Here is a 17,146-nt window from a genome sequence, read left to right as displayed (position 1 = left end):
AACGATGAGCGAGCCGCTCGACAGCCACGACGACGCCCCGGGCCGCGCACGTTTCGTGCAGGTGTTCGTGGCCCAGCGTGCGCGCATGGAGCGCCTGGTCAGCCGCCGCGTGGGCTGTCGGGCCACCGCCGCCGACCTGGTGCAGGAACTGTTCCTGCGCTTCTGGCGTCGCCCGCAGGTCGAGGTCGAGGCGCTGGACACCTACCTGCTGCGCTGCGCCGGCAATATCGCCATCGACCACTTGCGCAGCCAAGGCGCCCGCGAGCGGGTCAACGACAGCCTGCTGGCGCCGCATCAAGACAGCCATGCCAGCGAGCCCGAGGCCGCGCTGGAGGCCGGCAGCGACCTGCGTCGGATCGAGGCTGCCCTGCGCGAGCTGCCCGAGCGCACCCGCCAGATCTTCCTGCTCAACCGTATCCATGGCCGCACCTATGCCGACATTGCGCGGGCCATGGGCCTGTCCCAAAGCGCCGTGGAAAAACATATGATGCGTGCCCTCGAGGCCTGCAAGGCGAGTATCGCCGCCGAGCCTGCCGTGCCCCGCAAGCCAGGGAATGCCCCGCGATGAACGCTCCAGCCCCACCTACCGCCGAACAGCAGCAGGCCGCGCTCGCCTGGCTCGGCCAGATCAACCAGCAGCCCGCGCATGCCGAGGGCGCCGCGTTCAAGCGCTGGTTGCTGGCCGACCCTGCGCACCCGCAGGCCTGGCGCCAGGCCCAGGCGCTGTGGCAGCAGACCGCCGCGCCTGCAGCACGCCTGGCCGCCGAAGACGCCCCGGCACTGGACGCCTACCTGCGCGCGATGGACCGGCCTCGGCGCCGTTGGCCGGCCCGTGTGGCCGGGTTGGCACTGGCTGCCAGCGTGGTGCTGGGCGTGGCGATGGGGGCGGGCTGGCACCCGGCCAACTGGGTCGATGACCTGGGCGCCGATTACGTGGCCGCGGTGGGCGAGCTCAAGGCCGTGACCCTGGCCGACCGGTCGCACCTGCTGCTGGATGCCGACAGCGCCATCGACGTGGACTTCAGCGGTGGGCAGCGTCGCGTGCAGGTGCGGCGCGGCGCGGTGTTCTTCGAGGTCACGCATACCGGTGCGCCGTTCACCGTGCAGGCCGATGGCGGCGAGGTGCGGGTGATGGGTACTCGGTTCGAGGTGCGTCGCCAGCCCCAGGGCACCACCGTTACCGTGCTCTCGGGCAAGGTCGGGGTCACGCCGGCGCCGGGGCAGGCGCAGCAGGTGCTCACGGCCGGCCAGCAGGTGGAGTACGCCCAGGGCCTGGCCGGTGCAGTGCAGGGCGTGGACAGCGAGAACCGCCTGGCCTGGCGCCAGGGCTGGCTCAACTACTACCAGGCGCCGCTGGCGCAGGTGGTCGACGACCTGGCCCGGCATTACCCCGGGCGCATCGTGCTACTGGACGACGCCCTGGCGGCGCGCAAGGTCAGCGGCAGCTTCCCCGCCGCCGACCCGCTGGCGGCGCTGGACGCCCTGGGGGCGGTGGCCGGCTTCCAGCGCAAGACCCTGCTCGGGCGGGTCACGCTGCTGCGCTGAAAAATATTTTCACGGCCCGGTGAGGTAAGTACGTGCGGCAACCGTGTAGTGATTGAAAGTGCGATTCATTCGCATGAAACAGGTTCACTCACAGGTCGACGGCATGAAGTTCAGGGCAAAATCATCGTTGGTGCGTTGCGTTTCAATCGGGCTTGGGGCGGCAGCGTGGCTGCCGCTGGGGGCGGGCGTGAGCCAGGCGGTGGCGGCGCAGCAGGTCGAGCAGGTGTACCGCTTTGCCCAGCCCAGCAAACCCTTGCCCCAGGCGCTCAACGACTTCAGCCGGGTGACCGGGTTGAGCGTGGTCTACACCGTCGAGCTGCCCGGCCTTGCCGCGCCGGCCCTGACGGGCACGTTCAGTGCCGAGCAGGCCCTGCAGCGCCTGCTGGGCAACAGCGGCTTCACCTACCGCCGCGTGAATGCGCGCACCCTCACCGTTGAACCGCTGGCCCAGGCCGGTGCACTCAACCTCGAGCCCACCACGGTCTCGTCCCAGCAGGACAGCGTCGGCAGCTACCAGCCGCCGGCCACCAGCGCGATCATGCGCAGCCAGGTGCCGAACCTGGAGATCCCCCAGGCCATCAACGTGGTGCCGGCCCAGGTGCTCGCCGACCAGGCGCCGCGCAACCTCGACGATGCGCTGAGCAACGTCAGCGGCATCACCCAGGGCAACAACTTCGGCGCCACCGCCGACACCGTGATGAAGCGCGGCTTCGGCGACAACCGCGACGGCTCGATCATGCGTGACGGCATGCCGCTGGTGCAGGGGCGCAGCCTCAATGCCAGCACCGAGCGGGTCGAAGTGCTCAAGGGCCCGGCCTCGCTGCTGTACGGCATCCAGGACCCGGGCGGGGTGATCAACGTGGTCAGCAAGCGCCCGCAACTGCAGCGCTACAACGCCGTGAACCTGCGCGGTTCCAGCTATGGCAGCGGCAAGAACGGCAGCGGTGGCGGGCTCGACAGTACCGGCGCGCTGGGCGACAGCAACTTCGCCTACCGCCTGGTGCTCGACCACGAGGACGAAGACTACTGGCGCAACTTCGGCACCCACCGCGAGACGCTGGTGGCGCCGTCGCTGGCCTGGTTCGGTGAAGACACCCAGGTGCAGCTGGCCTATGAGCACCGCGAGTTCCTGTACCCGTTCGACCGCGGCACGGCCATCGACCCGCGCACCAACCACCCGCTGAACATCCCCAGCACACGTCGGCTGGACGAGCCCTTCAACAACATGGAAGGGCGCTCGGACCTGTACCGCCTGGAGGTCGACCATCAGCTTGCCGATGACTGGAAACTCCACTTCGGCTACAGCTTCAACCGCGAAACCTACGATGCCAGCCAGGTGCGCGTCACCGCGGTTGACCCTGCCAAGGGCACCCTCACGCGCAACCTGGACGGCACCCGTGGCGCCCTGAGCAGCGACCGCTTCGCCACCGTCAGCCTGGACGGCAAGCTGCAACTGGCAGGCATGCAGCACGACGTGCTGGTGGGGGTGGATGACGAGTACCGCAAGGTGTTTCGTGCCGACCTGATTCGCGGTGCCCGCAACACCTTCGATTACCTGGACCCGGTGTACGGCCAGGTCCAGCCCGGCACCGCCGTGCGCGACAGCGACAGCGACCAGACCGACAAGCTGCGCAGCAACTCGTTGTTCTTCCAGGACTCGATCCACCTCGACGAGCACTGGATTCTGGTGGCCGGTGCGCGCTATCAGCAGTTCGACCAGTACGCCGGTCGCGGCCGGCCGTTCAAGGCCAATACCGACAACAGCGGCCAGGCCTGGGTGCCGCGTGCGGGGCTGGTGTACAAGGTCGACGACACGCTGTCGTTCTATGGCAGCTACACCGAGTCGTTCAAGCCCAACTCCAGCATCGCGCCGATGACCGGTGGCCTGGTGCTGGATTCCTCGATTGCCCCCGAAGAGGGCAAGTCGTGGGAGTTGGGCGCCAAGCTCGACCTGCCGGGGGCGATCACCGGCAGCGTGGCGTTGTTCGACATCACCAAGCAGAACGTGCTGGTGGCCAATTTCGACACGGCCACCGGCGACACCCTGTACAGCAGCGCCGGCGAAGTGAAGTCGCGCGGCCTGGAGATGGACCTCACCGGGCAGGTGAGCGAGCGCTGGAGCCTGATCGGCAGCTATGCCTTCACCGACGCCCAAGTGTCCCAGGACCCCAAGCTCAAGGGCAACCGCCTGCAGAACGTGGCGCGGCATACCGGGTCGTTGTCGGCGGTGTATGACGTGGGCAGCCTGTTCGGTGGTGATCGCCTGCGGGTCGGCGCCGGGGCGCGCTATGTGGGCGAGCGGGCCGGCAACGCGGAGAACGATTTCGACCTGCCGGCGTACACCGTGGCGGATGCGTTCGCCAGTTATGAAACCCGGCTGGATGAGCACAAGGTGCGCTTTCAGCTGAACGTGAAGAACCTGTTCGACAAGACCTACTACAGCTCGGCGGTGAACCGCTACTTCGTGGCAGTGGGGGATGCGCGGCAGGTGAGCCTGTCGAGTACGCTAGAGTTCTGAGAGCACAGGAAGAACACCCACCGTGAGGGCGGTGGGGGCCCTGTGGGAGCGGGCTTGACCCGCGATCAGCGGCGCATGGCCAACCGATAATCCCCCGGCGTGGCCCCCACCACCTGCCTGAAGCGATTGCTGAAATGGCTGGCACTGGCAAACCCGCACGCCAATGCCACCTCGCCCAACGCCCCGTCGCCACAGCGCAGCAGCTGGCGTGCCCGGGCCAGGCGCCGCGCCAGCAGGTACTGGTGCGGCGGCAGGCCGAAGCTTGCGCGGAACATCCGTGCAAAGTGGTAGTGCGACAGGTTGCACAGCAACGCCAGCTCACCCAGGCTGATCGCCTGCTCCAGGTGCGCCTCGATGTAGTCGGCCAGGTGCCGGCGCTGATGCGTCGCCAACCCGCCCTTCAGGCGCAGCCCCCGACGCAGCCCCACCTGGTTGAGCACCGCATGGTCGAGAATCTCGTGGGCCAGGCTGCTGGTCAGCAGGCGCTCGCCGGGCTCGTCCCAGTTCAGCTCGATCAGCCGGCCAAAGCGCAGCGCCTGCTCCGGGTCGTCTATGAAGGTCGCTTCGTGCAGTTGCACCTCGCGCGGTTCGCGGTCCAGCAGGCGGGTGCAGGCCAGGGCGAACTGCGACTGGCTGATGTACAGGTGCGCCAGGCGGATGCTGCCGTTGATCACCCAGTTCGAGGCGTGCTCGGCCGGCAGGATGCACAGCTTGCCGGGCCCGCCCTTGGCGGCGGGGCGATCCCGGCGAAAGGTGCCGGTGCCGCCGGCGATATAGCACGACAGCGTGTGGTGGCTGGGCGCTTCGTAGTCGCGGGCGTCGTGGCGGTTGTTCCACAGGGCTGCGACCAGCTCGTCGCCGAGCTGCGCACTGTGTTCCAGGCGGGCATTGGGCGAGGCGTGCATGGCTTGAAAGACTTGCAACTGGTCCAGCGGCGTCATGGGGTCTACCTCTGTCGGCCATCCTACTCGCGGCCACCGGGCCTGACAGCCCCGCCCAGCAAAAAACCGCAAGTTTGTGCAAGCGCACGGGGCGGCCCGCGCCGGACACTGCAGGCTGTCGTGAGGAGTGCATGCCATGAACCTGTCGTTGTACCTGCTGACCGTGCTGATCTGGGGCACCACCTGGATCGCCCTGAAACTGCAACTGGGGGTGGTGGCCATCCCGGTGTCCATCGTCTATCGCTTTGCCCTGGCGGCGCTGGTGCTGTTTGCCGTGCTGTTGATCGGGCGGCGCTTGCAGGTGATGAACCGGCGCGGGCACCTGATCTGCCTGGCCCAGGGGCTGTGCCTGTTCTGCGTGAACTTCATGTGCTTTCTGACGGCCAGCCAGTGGATTCCCAGCGGCCTGATCGCGGTGGTGTTCTCCACCGCCACGCTATGGAACGCACTCAATGCGCGGGTGTTCTTCGGGCAGCAGGTGGCGGCCAACGTGCTGGCGGGTGGGGCGCTGGGGCTGGGCGGGTTGGGGCTGCTGTTCTGGCCGGAGCTGGCCGGGCATGCGGCCAGCCGCGAAACCCTGATCGGCCTGGGCCTGGCGTTGCTGGGTACGCTGTGTTTCTCGGCGGGCAACATGCTCTCGAGCCTGCAGCAGAAGGCCGGCTTGCGGCCGATGACCACCAATGCCTGGGGCATGCTCTACGGGGCCGGAATGCTGGCGCTGTACTGCGTGGTCAGCGGTATTCCGTTCGCGATGGAATGGAATGTGCGGTATGTGGGGTCGCTGCTGTACCTGGTGATCCCGGGGTCGGTGATCGGCTTTACCGCGTACCTGACGCTGGTGGGGCGCATGGGGCCGGAGCGTGCGGCGTACTGCACGGTGCTGTTCCCGCTGGTGGCGCTGAACGTGTCGGCGTTCTACGAGGGGTACCAGTGGACAGCGCCGGCGCTGGGCGGGCTGGTGCTGGTGATGCTGGGCAATGTGCTGGTGTTCCGGAAGGGACGGGTGGTGACGCCTTCGCCGGCAAGGCCGGCGCCTACCAGGGCCGCGTAACCCTTGCAGGAGCCCGCCTTGCTGGCGAATGGCAGCCTTACTTCCACACCTGCGGGTTCACCAGGTCGCGCGGGCGCTCGCCCAGCAGTGCCGCGCGCAGGTTGTCGATGGCACGGTTGGCCATCGCCTCGCGGGTTTCGGCCGTGGCCGAGCCCACATGCGGCAAGGTCACCGCATTGGCCAGCTGGAACAGCGGCGATTCGCTCAGCGGCTCCTTCTCGTACACATCCAGCCCTGCACCGCGAATCGTGCCCTGCTGCAACGCCGCCACCAGCGCCGCCTCATCCACCACCGGCCCGCGCGATACGTTGACCAGAAACGCACTGGGCTTCATCAGCTTCAGTTCGCGCTCGCCAATCAGGTGCCTGGTGTTGGCCCCCAGCGGCACCACCAGGCACACGAAGTCGGCTTCGGCCAGCAGTTGATCCAGGCTGCGGTACTGCGCGCCCAGTTCCTGCTCCAGCGCGGTCTTGCGGCTGTTGCCGCTGTAGATCACCGGCATGTTGAAGCCGAACCGGCCACGCCGCGCAATCGCCGCGCCAATGTTGCCCAGCCCGACGATGCCCAGCGTCTTGCCATGCACGTCGCTGCCAAAGTGTGCCGGGCCCACGGTGGCTTTCCATTCGCCGGCCTTGGTCCAGGCGTCCAGCTCGGCCACCCGCCGCGCCGCGCTCATGATCAGCGCAAAGCCGAGGTCGGCGGTGCTTTCGGTGAGGACGTCAGGGGTGTTGGTCAGGGCGATGCCGCGCTGGTTGAAGTAGGCCAGGTCGTAGTTGTCGTAACCCACCGACACGCTCGACACCACCTGCAACTGCTCAGCGTTGTGCAATTGCGCTTCGCCCAGCTTGCGCCCCACCCCGATCAGGCCGTGGGCCTGGGGCAGCGCTTCGTTGAACTGGGCATTGATGTCGCCCAGCTTGGGGTTGGGCACGATCACGTTGAAGTCTTGCTGCAGACGCTCGACCATCGGGGCGGTGATGCGGCTGAAGGCCAGTACGGTCTTTTTCATCGGCGAACTCGCTGCGGGCAGGGGAGAATGGGTAGCACGCTATCATTCTCCGCCGCCCCTGTGCAGCAAGATTTCAGGTGGCGATGAGCAGCTCGTGGGTCTTGAGGTCGGCCTCGTGGGCCGCGAGGATCTCCGGCAGCGAGTTGCGCAGGTACTCGACCCAGGTCTTGATCTTCGCATCCAGGTACTGGCGCGAGGGGTAGATCGCGTACAGGTTCAGCTCCTGCAGGCGGTACTCGGGCATCACCCGTACCAGGCTGCCGTCGCGCAGGCCGTCGATGGCCGAGTAGATCGGCAGCACGCCCACGCCCATGCCGCTGCGGATCGCCGCCTTCATGGCATCGGCCGAGTTCACCTGGAAGGGCGCCTGGGTGATGTTCACCACCTCCTGGCCCTCAGGGCCGTCGAACAGCCATTTTTCCAGCGGGATCACCGGGCTCACCATGCGCAGGCAGGCGTGCTTGAGCAGGTCGGCCGGCTTGTGCGCCACGCCGTGGCGCTTCACGTATTCGGGCGAGGCGCACACGATGCTGTAGGTGATGCCCAGGCGCTGCGACACGAAACCCGAGTCCGGCAGCTCGCTGGCGAGCACGATGGACACGTCGTAGCCCTCGTCCAGCAGGTCGGGCACGCGGTTGGCCATGGTCAGGTCGAAGGTCACGTCGGGGTGCGTTTCGCGGTAGCGGGCGATGGCGTCGATGACGAAATGCTGGCCCACGCCGGTCATCGAGTGCACCTTCAGTTGCCCGGCCGGGCGCGCATGCGCGTCGCTGGCCTCGGCCTCGGCTTCCTCCACATAGGTGAGGATCTGCTCGCAGCGCATCAGGTAGCGCTTGCCCGCTTCGGTCAGTGCGATGCGCCGGGTGGTGCGGTTGAGCAGGCGGGTTTGCAGGTGCGCTTCAAGATTGGAAACCGCCCGCGACACGTTCGCGGTGGTCGTATCCAGTTGCACGGCAGCGGCGGTGAAACTGCCGACTTGCGCGACGCAACTGAAAGCACGCATGTTTTGCAGGGTGTCCATGGGGCGCTCTCAAGGAAGACGACAGAATTGTGACATGAAGTAACCAAAGCAGTCTTCAGACTAAAGCCGGATTATCGCGGTTTTCGTAACAAAGATTCGCAGTAAAGCACGCTTATCGCCAGTGCGGCGGCCCCCTAGAATTGCGTCACCTAGCGTCATCCACCTTCTAGTCGGGAACTCGCAGCTGTGCCGCGTCGCATCATCAGAGCGCTGAATGCGCTCAGTGTCTGTGCCTTTAGCTTGACCTTGAGCGGCTGTATCGGAACCTGGGGCATCGCCCCGCAAAGCAAGACGCTGCAAGCCAATACCCTGACCACCGACGCGGCCATCCGAGCAGCCGCGCAGGATGCCCACTGGCCCGACCAGCAATGGTGGCAAGCCTATGGCGACCCGCAACTGGCGCGCTGGATCGCCCTGGCGCTCCAGGGCAGCCCGACCATGGCCATGGCCGCTGCCCGCGTGCGTGAAGCCAGGGCCATGGCCGGGGTGATCGAGGCCGACGAAAAACTGCAGGTCAACGGCCAGTCCAGCCTCAAGCGCCACAACTGGCCCGAAGACCAGTTCTATGGCCCCGGCGCGCTGTCCGGTGCCAACACCTGGGACAACAATGCCACCCTGGGCCTGAGCTATGCGCTGGACCTGTGGGGCCGCGAGCGCAATGCCAGCGAGCAGGCCGTGGACATGGCCCACATGAGCGTGGCCCAGGCGCGCCAGGCGCAGCTCGAACTGCAGAACAACATCGTCAAGGTGTACATCCAGCTGTCGCTGCACTTTGCCCAGCGCGACATCGTCAAGGCCGAGCTGGCCCAGCAGGAGCAGATCCTGGCCCTGGCCGAACGGCGCCTGGCCGGCGGCATCGGCACCCATTTCGAGGTCAGCCAGGCGCAGACGCCGCTGCCCGAAACCCATCGCCAGCTCGACAGCCTCGATGAAGAAATCGCCCTGGCGCGCAACCAGCTGGCCGCGCTGGCCGGCAAGGGCCCGGGCGAGGGTGCGCAGTTGCAGCGGCCCAATCTCTCGTTGGCCACCGCGCTCAAGCTGCCGTCGGCGCTGCCTGCCGAGCTGGTGGGGCAGCGTCCCGACGTGGTTGCCAGCCGCTGGCAGGTGGCGGCCCAGGCGCGCGGTATCGATGTGGCGCATGCCGGCTTCTTCCCCAACGTCGACCTGGTCGGCGGGCTCGGCTTCATGGCCACCGGCGGCGGTGCGCTGGAGTTTCTCACCGGGCGCAAGTTCAACTACAACGTCGGCCCGGCCATCAGCCTGCCGGTGTTCGACGGTGGCCGCCTGCGCTCGCAACTGGGCGTGGCCTCGGCCGGCTACGACATCGCCGTGGCGCGCTACAACCAGACCGTGGTCGAGGCCCTCAAGGGGGTGTCCGACCAGTTGATCCGCCGCCACTCGATGGACGAACAGCAGCACTTTGCCGCCGAGTCGGTGGCCTCGGCGCAGAAGACCTACGACATCGCCATGATCGCGTTCCAGCGCGGCCTCACCGACTACCTCAACGTGCTCAATGCGCAGACCCTGCTGTTTCGCCAGCAGCAGATCCAGCAGCAGGTGCAGGCCGCGCGCCTGACCGCGCATGCCGAACTGGTCACCGCCCTGGGCGGTGGGCTGGGCGCCGGCAACGATGTGCCGACGCCGGATAAGCAGGCCGCACCGGCCACCCCGCGCTCCCTGGCGGTGTTCGACAAATGAGCGCCATGACCCTGCCGTTTCGCTGGCTGGCATCACTTGAATGGCGTCGCGGCTTCTTCGAATGGGCGCGCAGCGACGGCGTCACCTGGGTGTACATCTTCAAGGTGCTGAGCGCGGCGTTTCTCACCCTGTGGCTGGCCATGCGCCTGGAGCTGCCGCAGCCGCGCACCGCGATGATCACCGTGTTCATCGTGATGCAGCTGCAGAGCGGCCACGTGTTCGCCAAGAGCTTCTACCGCCTGCTCGGCACCCTGGCCGGCTCGTCGGTGATGGTCGCGCTGATCGCGATCTTCCCGCAGAACACCGAGCTGTTCCTGCCCAGCCTGGCGTTCTGGGTGGGCATCTGCTCGGCGGGGGCGATGCGCTACCGCAACTTTCGCGCCTATGGCTTCGTGCTGGCCGGCTACACCGCGGCCATGGTCGGCCTGCCGGCCCTGCAGCACCCCGACGGGGCATTCATGGCGGCAGTGTGGCGGGTGCTGGAGATCTCCCTGGGCATCCTGGTGTCGACCCTGGTCAGCGCCGCGATCCTGCCGCAGTCGGCCAGTGCCTCGATGCGCAACGCCCTGTACCAGCGCTTTGGCGTGTTCGCCGGCTTCGTCGCCGAAGGCCTGCGCGGCGACAGCCAGCGCGACCGTTTCGAAAGCAGCAACGTGCGCTTCATCGCCGAGGCAGTGGGCCTGGAAAGCCTGCGCAGCGTGACCGCCTTCGAAGACCCGCACATGCGCCGGCGCAACGGCCGCCTGGGCCGCATGAACAGCGAGTTCATGGCCATCACCACGCGCTTCAACGCCCTGCACCAACTGCTCGAGCGCCTGCGCCAGCGCGGCCCGCTGCAGATCGTCACGGCCATCGAACCGGGCCTCGATGCCCTGGCCAACCTGCTCGACGGCTATGCCGGGCGCTCGCTGACCCACGCCGATGCCGCGCGCCTGGCCGAGCAACTGGCCGCCTACAAGGACGACCTGCCCGAGCGGGTACGCAGCCTGCGCGCCGCCTACCTCGACACCGCGCCCAGCGACGCCGACCTGCTCGACTTTCACACCGCCTACGAACTGCTGTACCGCTTCGTCGACGACCTGCACAGCTATGCCCAGACCCACGCCTCGCTGGCCGAGCACAGCCACGCCCGTGAGCAATGGGACGAACCCTACGTGGCCCAGACCAACTGGCTGGTGTCGCTGGCCGCCGGCGTGCGGGCCGCGTTCATTCTGCTGGTGCTGGGCAGCTTCTGGCTGGCCACGGCGTGGCCCAGCGGGGCCATGATGACCCTGATCGCGGCGGCCACCGTGGGCCTGTCGGCGGCCACCCCCAACCCCAAGCGCATGTCGTTCCAGATGGCCTGCGGCACCCTGTTCGGCGCGCTGGTGGGGTTCTTCGAAACCTTCTTCGTGTTCCCCTGGATCGACGGCTTCCCGCTGCTGTGCATGGTGCTGGCGCCGGTGTTCGTGGTGGGCGCGTTCCTGGCCTCGCGCCCGGCCTACGCCGGTTATGGCCTTGGCCTGCTGATCTTCTTCTCGACCGGCTCGGTGCCCGACAACCTCACCGTGTACAACCCCTACACCTTCGTCAACGACTACATCGCCATGGTCATCGGCATGCTGGTGTGCGCGGCGGCCGGGGCGATCATCCTGCCGCCCAACAGCCGCTGGCTGTGGAGTCGCCTGGAGCAGGACCTGCGCGGCCAGGTGCTGTTCGCCATCAGCGGGCGCCTGCGCGGGCTGGGCTCGGCGTTCGAGAGCCGCACCCGTGACCTGCTGCACCAGGCCTATGGCCTGGCCGTGGGCCAGCCCCAGGTGCAGAGCAAGCTGCTGCGCTGGATGTTCGTGGTGCTGGAGGTGGGCCACGCGATCATCGAGCTGCGCAAGGAACAGGCGATACTCCCGGTGCACCCGTGCTATGCCGAGTCCCAGCCCTGGCGCCAGGCCATCCGCGTGATGGGCCGGGCGCTGGCGCGGCTGTTCCTGCAGCCCACCGCCAGCAACCACGAGCGTGCGCTGGTGGCAGTGGACCATGCGATCAGCCGCGTGCAGGCCACCGACGAACCTTTCGCCCGGCACTTCGACACCTCGGCCCTGCGCCGGGTGCAGAGCTACCTGCACTTCATCCGTACCTCGCTGCTCGACCCACAATCGCCGCTGGCCCACCTGCCCGCGACGCAAGGACTGCCCGATGCCCCGTGAAATCGCCTTCCACGGCCTGTACATGCCGACCATGACCTTGATGTTCCTGTTCGCCGCAGGGCTTGCCTGGGGGCTGGACCGGTTCATTGCCGGGCATGACGGCTACCGTTTTTTCTGGCACCCGGCGCTGCTGCGCCTGTGCCTGTTCATTTGCCTCTTTGGCGCCATGGCGCTGACCGTCTACCGTTGAGACCCTAGTCGATGAAAAAGTTTTTCAGCCTGATCGCCACCTTGCTGGTACTGGCAGCTGCCGTGGCGATCGGCCGGCAATTGTGGGTGCAGTACATGAACACGCCCTGGACCCGTGACGGGCGGGTACGCGCCGACATCATCAACGTGGCCGCCGACGTGCCCGGCTATGTGGTGGACGTGCCGGTGCGCGACAACCAGCTGGTGAAGAAGGGCGACCTGCTGATCCAGATCGACCCCGAGCACTACGAGGTGGCGGTCAGACAGGCGCAGGCGCTGGTAGCCTCGCGCAAGGCCACCTGGGAGATGCGCAAGGTCAATGCGCACCGGCGTGCCGACATGGACAACCTGGTGATCTCGAGGGAGAACCGCGACGACGCCAGCAACATCGCCAACTCGGCCCTGGCTGACTACCAGCAGGCCCAGGCGCAGCTGGCGGCGGCAGAGCTGGACCTCAAGCGCACGCGCATCCTGGCCACGGTGGACGGCTACGTGACCAACCTCAACGTGCACCGCGGCGACTATGCGCGCACCGGTGAGCCGAAGATGGCGGTGGTCGACAAGGACTCGTTCTGGGTCTACGGCTTCTTCGAGGAGACCAAGCTGCCGCACGTGAAGGTGGGCGATCAGGCCGACCTGCAGATGATGAGCGGCGAGGTGCTCAAGGGGCATGTGGAGAGCATCTCGCGCGGCATCTATGACCGCGACAACCCTGAAAGCCGCGAGCTGATCGCCGACGTCAACCCCACCTTCAACTGGGTGCGCCTGGCCCAGCGGGTACCGGTGCGCATTCACATCGACGAGGTGCCCGAAGGCTTCCTGCTGGCAGCGGGCACCACCTGCACGGTGGTGGTCAAGCCGCGCGATTGAGCGCGTGCCGCTGCCATGGCGAACGTTCAGCGGTGCATGAACTGCGGCTCGCGCTTCTCGGCGAAGGCGGCCATGCCTTCCTTCTGGTCTTCGATGGCGAAGGTGGAATGAAACAGCCGGCGCTCCTGGCGTACGCCTTCGCTCAAGGTGGTTTCGAAGGCGCCGTTCACCGCCTCCTTGGCCATCATCGCTACCGGCCCGGAGTAGCCGGCGATCCGCGCCGCGACACGCAAGGCTTCGTTGAGCAGCGCCGCGTCGCTCACCACCCGGCTCACCAGGCCGCAGCGCTCGGCTTCGTGGGCGTCCAGGGTGCGCCCGGTGAGCACCATGTCCATGGCCTTGGCCTTGCCGATGAAGTGCGCCAGACGCTGGCTGCCGCCGGCACCGGGGATGGTCCCCAGCTTGATTTCCGGCTGGCCGAAGCGCGCGCTCTCGGCGGCGATGATGAAGTCGCACATCAGCGCCATCTCGCAGCCACCGCCCAGTGCGTAGCCGGCCACCGCGGCGATCACCGGCTTGCGAAAGCTGGCCAGGCGCTCCCAGTCCACGGTCACGAAGTCGCTGGTGTACACGTCGATGTAGTTGCGGTTGCGCATGGCCATGATGTCGGCCCCGGCGGCGAACACCGTGTCGGTGCCGGTCAGCACCACGGCGCGCACGCTGCGGTCCTGTTCCAGGCGGTCAAGCACGCCGGCCAGCTCCGCCGCCAGTTCGGCGCACAGGGCATTGAGCGACAGCGGCCGGTTGAGGCGAATCAGCGCCACCGCGTCAATCTGTTCCAGCAGCAGGTAATCGAGTTTCATCCGTGTAGTCTCGTTCAAGGGGTGAGGGCAAGGGGGCGTCAGAGATGACGCGCATCGACCAGTACCGGGCAACCGGCCTTGTCGATGACTTTGCTGCTGATCGAGGGGTCGAACATGCGGTCCAGCCGCGACAGGTGGCGGTGGCCCATCACGATCAGGTCGCTGCCCAGGCGCTTGGCCTCGGCGACGATGCTCGACACCGGGTCGCCATTGACCAGGTTGCCTTCGGTCTGGAAGCCGCGCTCGCGCAGGTGGGTCACCGCCTGCAGCATGCTCATGTCGGCCACCTGCTGTTCATGGCTGGCCGCCGGGTATTCGGTTTCGTCCTGCGGGCTGATGTGGCCGTCCTGTTCGGGCAGTGCGTAGGCACGGTCGACCGCCAGCAGCACATGCAGGCGATGACGGGTCTGCTCGCAGAACGTGCTGACGGTTTCCAGGATGCCGTGGCTGCGTGGCGAGCCATCGATGGCGATCAAAACGACGCTGTACATGGGGCAGGGTCCACTCACTGTGCAAAGAGCAGCATTCTTGAAAAAAGCATGCGGCGCGGTAAATGGTGCAGCGTGCAATGACTAGTTGCGCCACATGCAGGGGCTGTGAGCGCGGCGGAAACTGTTAAGCTTTGCCCCGGACTCAACGAAGCAATGAATGGATGCTTGCCATGCACTTTCCAGATATGAATTTGCTGGTCGCGCTGGATGCGCTGCTCGATGAAGGCAGTGTGGTCGGCGCGGCGCGGCGGATGAACCTGAGCCCCGCGGCCATGAGCCGTACCCTGACGCGCATTCGCCATGCGGTGGGTGACCCGATTCTGGTGCGCGCCGGCCGCGGCCTGGTGCCCACGCCCAAGGCCATGGCCCTGCGCAGTCAGGTGCGCAGCGTGGTGGAGCAGGCCAACCAGGTGTTCAGTTCCAGTGACGAGGTCGACCTGCAGAGCCTGGAACGGGCCTTCAACCTGCGCGCCAACGATGTGTTCATCGCGCCCTTTGCCGCGCCCCTGCTGGAAACCATGCGCGAACAGGCGCCGCACACGGTGCTGCGCTTCGTGCCCGAAGGCGAGGGCGGCGACGAGGACGCCGCACTGCGCGACGGGCGCCTGGACCTGTACATCAGTGCCACGCGCAACCTCGGCCCCGAGATCAAGGTGCAGAGCCTGTTCTCCACCACCTTCGTCGGCCTGGCGCGGGTCGATCACCCGATCTTCGATGACGAGATCACCCCCGAGCGCTTCGCCGGCTACGAGCAGATCAGCGTGTCGCGCCGTGGCCGCGCCGCCGGCCCGATCGATGCGGCGCTGGCCGGCATGGGCCTGCAGCGGCGCGTGGCGCTGATCACCCCGAGCTTTCATTCGGCGATGTTCTCGCTGCCCGACTCCGAGTTGCTGCTGGCGCTGCCCGAGCACGTGCTGATGAGCGTGGCCCGGCTCGGCCTGCCGCTGCGCTCGTTCCGCATCCCGATGGCGCTGGAGGCGGTGACCATCATGCAGGCCTGGCACCCGCGCTTCGACAACGACCCCGCCCACCGCTGGTTGCGCCAGACCCTCAAGGAATGCTGCTCCAGGCACTACGCCTGAGCCCGGGGCAGGCACGCGTTATCGATGGCTTTTGTGGATTGCGTTTGACGCAGCAATAAACTGCGAATATGTCAGTTTTCGTCATCTATTGGCCTCCATAGACTTGCCGGGTACTTAACTACCCGGAGTCCTCCTGCCATGTGTGTGCCTTTTTTCTGCCGTGCTTCAGCGCCTGTGGGCGGGGGCCGGCCATGACGTCGCTGGCGGCCCAGGCGCCCTTGGGGGCCACCCCGGCGCCCGCCGCGGCGCCTGCCAAACCGGCCGCCCCGGCTGCCTTCGGCCTGCGTATCGTGGTGGGCCTGGTCGGCGTGCTGCTGGCGGTGCTGTGCGCCGGCCTCAACGAGATGGTCACCAAGATGGCCCTGGCCGACATCCGTGGCGGGATGCACATCGGCGCCGACGAAGGGGCCTGGCTGGTGGCGCTGTACTCGGCCACCTCGGTGTCGGCCATGGCCTTTGCGCCCTGGTGCTCGGTGACCTTCTCGCTGCGCCGCTTCACCCTGTGTGCCATCGGCGCCTTTGCCGTACTGGGGCTGCTCTGCCCGTTTGCACCCAACCTCGAAAGCCTGATGCTGCTGCGCACCCTGCAAGGCCTTGCCGGGGGCGCGCTGCCGCCGATGCTGATGAGCGTGGCGCTGCGCTTTCTGCCCCCCGGCATCAAGCTCTACGGCCTGGCCGGCTACGCCCTGACCGCAACCTTCGGGCCGAGCCTGGGCCTGCCGCTGGCGGGCATGTGGACCGAGTATGTCGGCTGGCAGTGGGCGTTCTGGCAGATCATCCTGCCCTCGCTGGTGGCCATGGGCTGCGTGGCCTGGGGCCTGCCGCAGGACCCGTTGCGCCTGGAGCGCTTCAAGCAGTTCGACTGGCGCGGCCTGTTGCTGGGGCTGCCGGCCATCTGCTCGATCGTGATCGGCCTGTCCCAGGGCGACCGCATGGGCTGGTTCAACTCGCCGCTGATCTGCTGGCTGCTGGGCGGCGGGGCGGTGCTGCTGGTGCTGTTCATGATCAACGAATGGTCGCACCCGCTGCCGTTCTTCAAGCTGCAGATGCTGCGCAACCGCAACCTGACCCACGCCCTGATCACCCTGGGCGGGGTGCTGGTGGTGCTGTCGGCCGTGATCATCATTCCCACCAACTACCTGGCCCAGGTCCAGGGCTATCGGCCCGTGCACAGCGGCCCGGTGATGCTGCTTGTGGCGCTGCCGCAACTGCTGGCGCTGCCGCTGACCGCGGCGCTGTGCAACATCCGCGCGGTGGACTGCCGCTGGGTGCTGGCCATCGGCCTGGGCATGCTCGCCATGTCGTGCCTGGGCGGCACGCAGATCACCTCGCAGTGGGTGCGCGAAAACTTCTATGTGCTGCAACTGTTCCAGATCTTCGGCCAGCCGATGGCGGTGATCCCGCTGCTGATGCTCGCCACCGGCGGCATGACCCCGCAGGACGGCCCGTTCGCTTCGGCCTGGTTCAACACCATCAAGGGCCTGGCTTCGGTGGTGGCCGCCGGGGTGCTGGAGGCCCTGACCACGGTGCGCCGGCATTTCCACTCCAACATGCTGGTGGACAACCTGGGCAACTCGCCGCTGGCTGCCAGCGATGCGCCGGGGCTGGCCAGGCGCATCCATGAGCAGGCCGTGGTGCTGACCTCGGCCGACCTTTACCTGTGCATGGCGCTGCTGGCACTGGCGCTGATCGTGCTGATTCCCTTTGTGCCTACCCGGATCTACCCGCCGCGTGCAGTGGCCTAG

15 protein-coding genes are annotated in these 17,146 nt (G+C 67.2%); 10 read left to right on the top strand and 5 right to left on the bottom strand.

The window, feature by feature from the left end:
* The first annotated feature begins 4 nt into the window (after positions 1–4).
* The 3 genes from KH389_RS22440 (at position 5) to KH389_RS22430 (ending at position 4,063) form a co-directional block, all read left to right on the top strand.
* The gene (locus tag KH389_RS22440; protein WP_100633479.1) at positions 5–568 is read left to right on the top strand and encodes an RNA polymerase sigma factor; all 564 of its coding nucleotides are present in this window, start codon (positions 5–7) and stop codon (positions 566–568) included.
* On the top strand, positions 565–1,545 hold the full coding sequence (locus KH389_RS22435; RefSeq protein ID WP_213606267.1) for a FecR family protein: 981 nt from the start codon (positions 565–567) through the stop codon (positions 1,543–1,545). The genes KH389_RS22440 and KH389_RS22435 overlap by 4 nt, the downstream gene beginning before the upstream one ends.
* Positions 1,546–1,648: 103 nt before the next feature.
* Entirely contained in the window at positions 1,649–4,063 is a 2,415-nt protein-coding gene (locus KH389_RS22430) for a TonB-dependent siderophore receptor (protein WP_213606266.1), read from the top strand.
* Between the two features lie 65 nt (positions 4,064–4,128).
* Here the strand turns inward: KH389_RS22430 and KH389_RS22425 are convergent, their stop codons facing one another.
* Positions 4,129–5,004 carry a helix-turn-helix domain-containing protein gene (locus tag KH389_RS22425; protein WP_104571958.1) on the bottom strand — a complete coding sequence of 292 codons (876 nt, stop codon included), beginning with the start codon at positions 5,002–5,004 and terminating at the stop codon, positions 4,129–4,131.
* A gap of 136 nt (positions 5,005–5,140) precedes the next feature.
* Here KH389_RS22425 and KH389_RS22420 point away from each other — a divergent pair, with 136 nt between their 5' ends.
* Positions 5,141–6,055 (top strand): DMT family transporter, encoded by a 915-nt coding sequence (locus KH389_RS22420; protein WP_054914866.1) that lies wholly within the window; start codon positions 5,141–5,143, stop codon positions 6,053–6,055.
* 37 nt (positions 6,056–6,092) lie between these two features.
* On the opposite strand, the gene KH389_RS22415 is transcribed toward KH389_RS22420, so the two are convergent.
* The gene (locus tag KH389_RS22415) at positions 6,093–7,064 is read right to left on the bottom strand and encodes a 2-hydroxyacid dehydrogenase (RefSeq protein ID WP_058540854.1); all 972 of its coding nucleotides are present in this window, start codon (positions 7,062–7,064) and stop codon (positions 6,093–6,095) included.
* 73 nt (positions 7,065–7,137) lie between these two features.
* A complete protein-coding gene (locus KH389_RS22410; protein WP_043860975.1) occupies positions 7,138–8,085 on the bottom strand; it encodes a LysR family transcriptional regulator in 948 nt (315 codons plus the stop codon).
* A 186-nt stretch (positions 8,086–8,271) separates the two neighbouring features.
* Between KH389_RS22410 and KH389_RS22405 the strand changes: the two genes are divergently transcribed.
* From KH389_RS22405 to KH389_RS22390, 4 genes are read left to right on the top strand one after another with little or no spacing between them, the layout of a single operon-like run.
* Positions 8,272–9,783: an efflux transporter outer membrane subunit gene (locus tag KH389_RS22405; RefSeq protein WP_058540855.1), complete on the top strand. Its 1,512-nt coding sequence runs from the start codon at positions 8,272–8,274 to the stop codon at positions 9,781–9,783.
* Positions 9,780–11,966 (top strand): FUSC family protein, encoded by a 2,187-nt coding sequence (locus tag KH389_RS22400; protein WP_213606265.1) that lies wholly within the window; start codon positions 9,780–9,782, stop codon positions 11,964–11,966. Before KH389_RS22405 ends, KH389_RS22400 begins: the two co-directional genes overlap by 4 nt.
* Positions 11,956–12,156 (top strand): DUF1656 domain-containing protein, encoded by a 201-nt coding sequence (locus tag KH389_RS22395; protein WP_043860978.1) that lies wholly within the window; start codon positions 11,956–11,958, stop codon positions 12,154–12,156. The genes KH389_RS22400 and KH389_RS22395 overlap by 11 nt, the downstream gene beginning before the upstream one ends.
* Positions 12,157–12,167: 11 nt before the next feature.
* Positions 12,168–13,025, top strand: coding sequence for an efflux RND transporter periplasmic adaptor subunit (locus tag KH389_RS22390; protein WP_043860979.1), 858 nt, complete (start codon positions 12,168–12,170; stop codon positions 13,023–13,025).
* A 26-nt stretch (positions 13,026–13,051) separates the two neighbouring features.
* Here KH389_RS22390 and KH389_RS22385 read toward each other — a convergent pair whose 3' ends face one another.
* Together KH389_RS22385 and KH389_RS22380 are read right to left on the bottom strand one after the other, a co-directional pair.
* Positions 13,052–13,828, bottom strand: a complete 777-nt coding sequence (locus tag KH389_RS22385; protein WP_043860980.1) for an enoyl-CoA hydratase — start codon at positions 13,826–13,828, stop codon at positions 13,052–13,054.
* A gap of 38 nt (positions 13,829–13,866) precedes the next feature.
* Complete coding sequence (locus KH389_RS22380) at positions 13,867–14,319, bottom strand: universal stress protein (RefSeq protein ID WP_043860981.1); 453 nt, start codon at positions 14,317–14,319, stop codon at positions 13,867–13,869.
* A gap of 170 nt (positions 14,320–14,489) precedes the next feature.
* Here KH389_RS22380 and KH389_RS22375 point away from each other — a divergent pair, with 170 nt between their 5' ends.
* Complete coding sequence (locus KH389_RS22375; protein ID WP_043860982.1) at positions 14,490–15,401, top strand: LysR family transcriptional regulator; 912 nt, start codon at positions 14,490–14,492, stop codon at positions 15,399–15,401.
* A gap of 191 nt (positions 15,402–15,592) precedes the next feature.
* Entirely contained in the window at positions 15,593–17,146 is a 1,554-nt protein-coding gene (locus tag KH389_RS22370) for an MFS transporter (protein ID WP_213606264.1), read from the top strand.

The sequence above is a fragment of the Pseudomonas qingdaonensis genome (assembly GCF_018398475.1).
Taxonomy (GTDB): domain Bacteria; phylum Pseudomonadota; class Gammaproteobacteria; order Pseudomonadales; family Pseudomonadaceae; genus Aquipseudomonas; species Aquipseudomonas palmensis.
Note: the sequence above shows the minus strand (reverse complement) of the source record. Positions and strands in the feature narration are given on the sequence as shown.

Bases quoted from the DNA above. Each gene is read 5' to 3' on its own strand.
- KH389_RS22440 (WP_100633479.1), top strand. From the start codon at position 5: ATGAGCGAGCCGCTCGACAGCCACGACGACGCCCCGGGCCGCGCACGT.
- KH389_RS22435 (WP_213606267.1), top strand. From the start codon at position 565: ATGAACGCTCCAGCCCCACCTACCGCCGAACAGCAGCAGGCCGCGCTC.
- KH389_RS22430 (WP_213606266.1), top strand. From the start codon at position 1,649: ATGAAGTTCAGGGCAAAATCATCGTTGGTGCGTTGCGTTTCAATCGGG.
- KH389_RS22425 (WP_104571958.1), bottom strand. From the start codon at position 5,004: ATGACGCCGCTGGACCAGTTGCAAGTCTTTCAAGCCATGCACGCCTCG.
- KH389_RS22420 (WP_054914866.1), top strand. From the start codon at position 5,141: ATGAACCTGTCGTTGTACCTGCTGACCGTGCTGATCTGGGGCACCACC.
- KH389_RS22415 (WP_058540854.1), bottom strand. From the start codon at position 7,064: ATGAAAAAGACCGTACTGGCCTTCAGCCGCATCACCGCCCCGATGGTC.
- KH389_RS22410 (WP_043860975.1), bottom strand. From the start codon at position 8,085: ATGGACACCCTGCAAAACATGCGTGCTTTCAGTTGCGTCGCGCAAGTC.
- KH389_RS22400 (WP_213606265.1), top strand. From the start codon at position 9,780: ATGAGCGCCATGACCCTGCCGTTTCGCTGGCTGGCATCACTTGAATGG.
- KH389_RS22395 (WP_043860978.1), top strand. From the start codon at position 11,956: ATGCCCCGTGAAATCGCCTTCCACGGCCTGTACATGCCGACCATGACC.
- KH389_RS22390 (WP_043860979.1), top strand. From the start codon at position 12,168: ATGAAAAAGTTTTTCAGCCTGATCGCCACCTTGCTGGTACTGGCAGCT.
- KH389_RS22385 (WP_043860980.1), bottom strand. From the start codon at position 13,828: ATGAAACTCGATTACCTGCTGCTGGAACAGATTGACGCGGTGGCGCTG.
- KH389_RS22380 (WP_043860981.1), bottom strand. From the start codon at position 14,319: ATGTACAGCGTCGTTTTGATCGCCATCGATGGCTCGCCACGCAGCCAC.
- KH389_RS22375 (WP_043860982.1), top strand. From the start codon at position 14,490: ATGCACTTTCCAGATATGAATTTGCTGGTCGCGCTGGATGCGCTGCTC.
- KH389_RS22370 (WP_213606264.1), top strand. From the start codon at position 15,593: ATGACGTCGCTGGCGGCCCAGGCGCCCTTGGGGGCCACCCCGGCGCCC.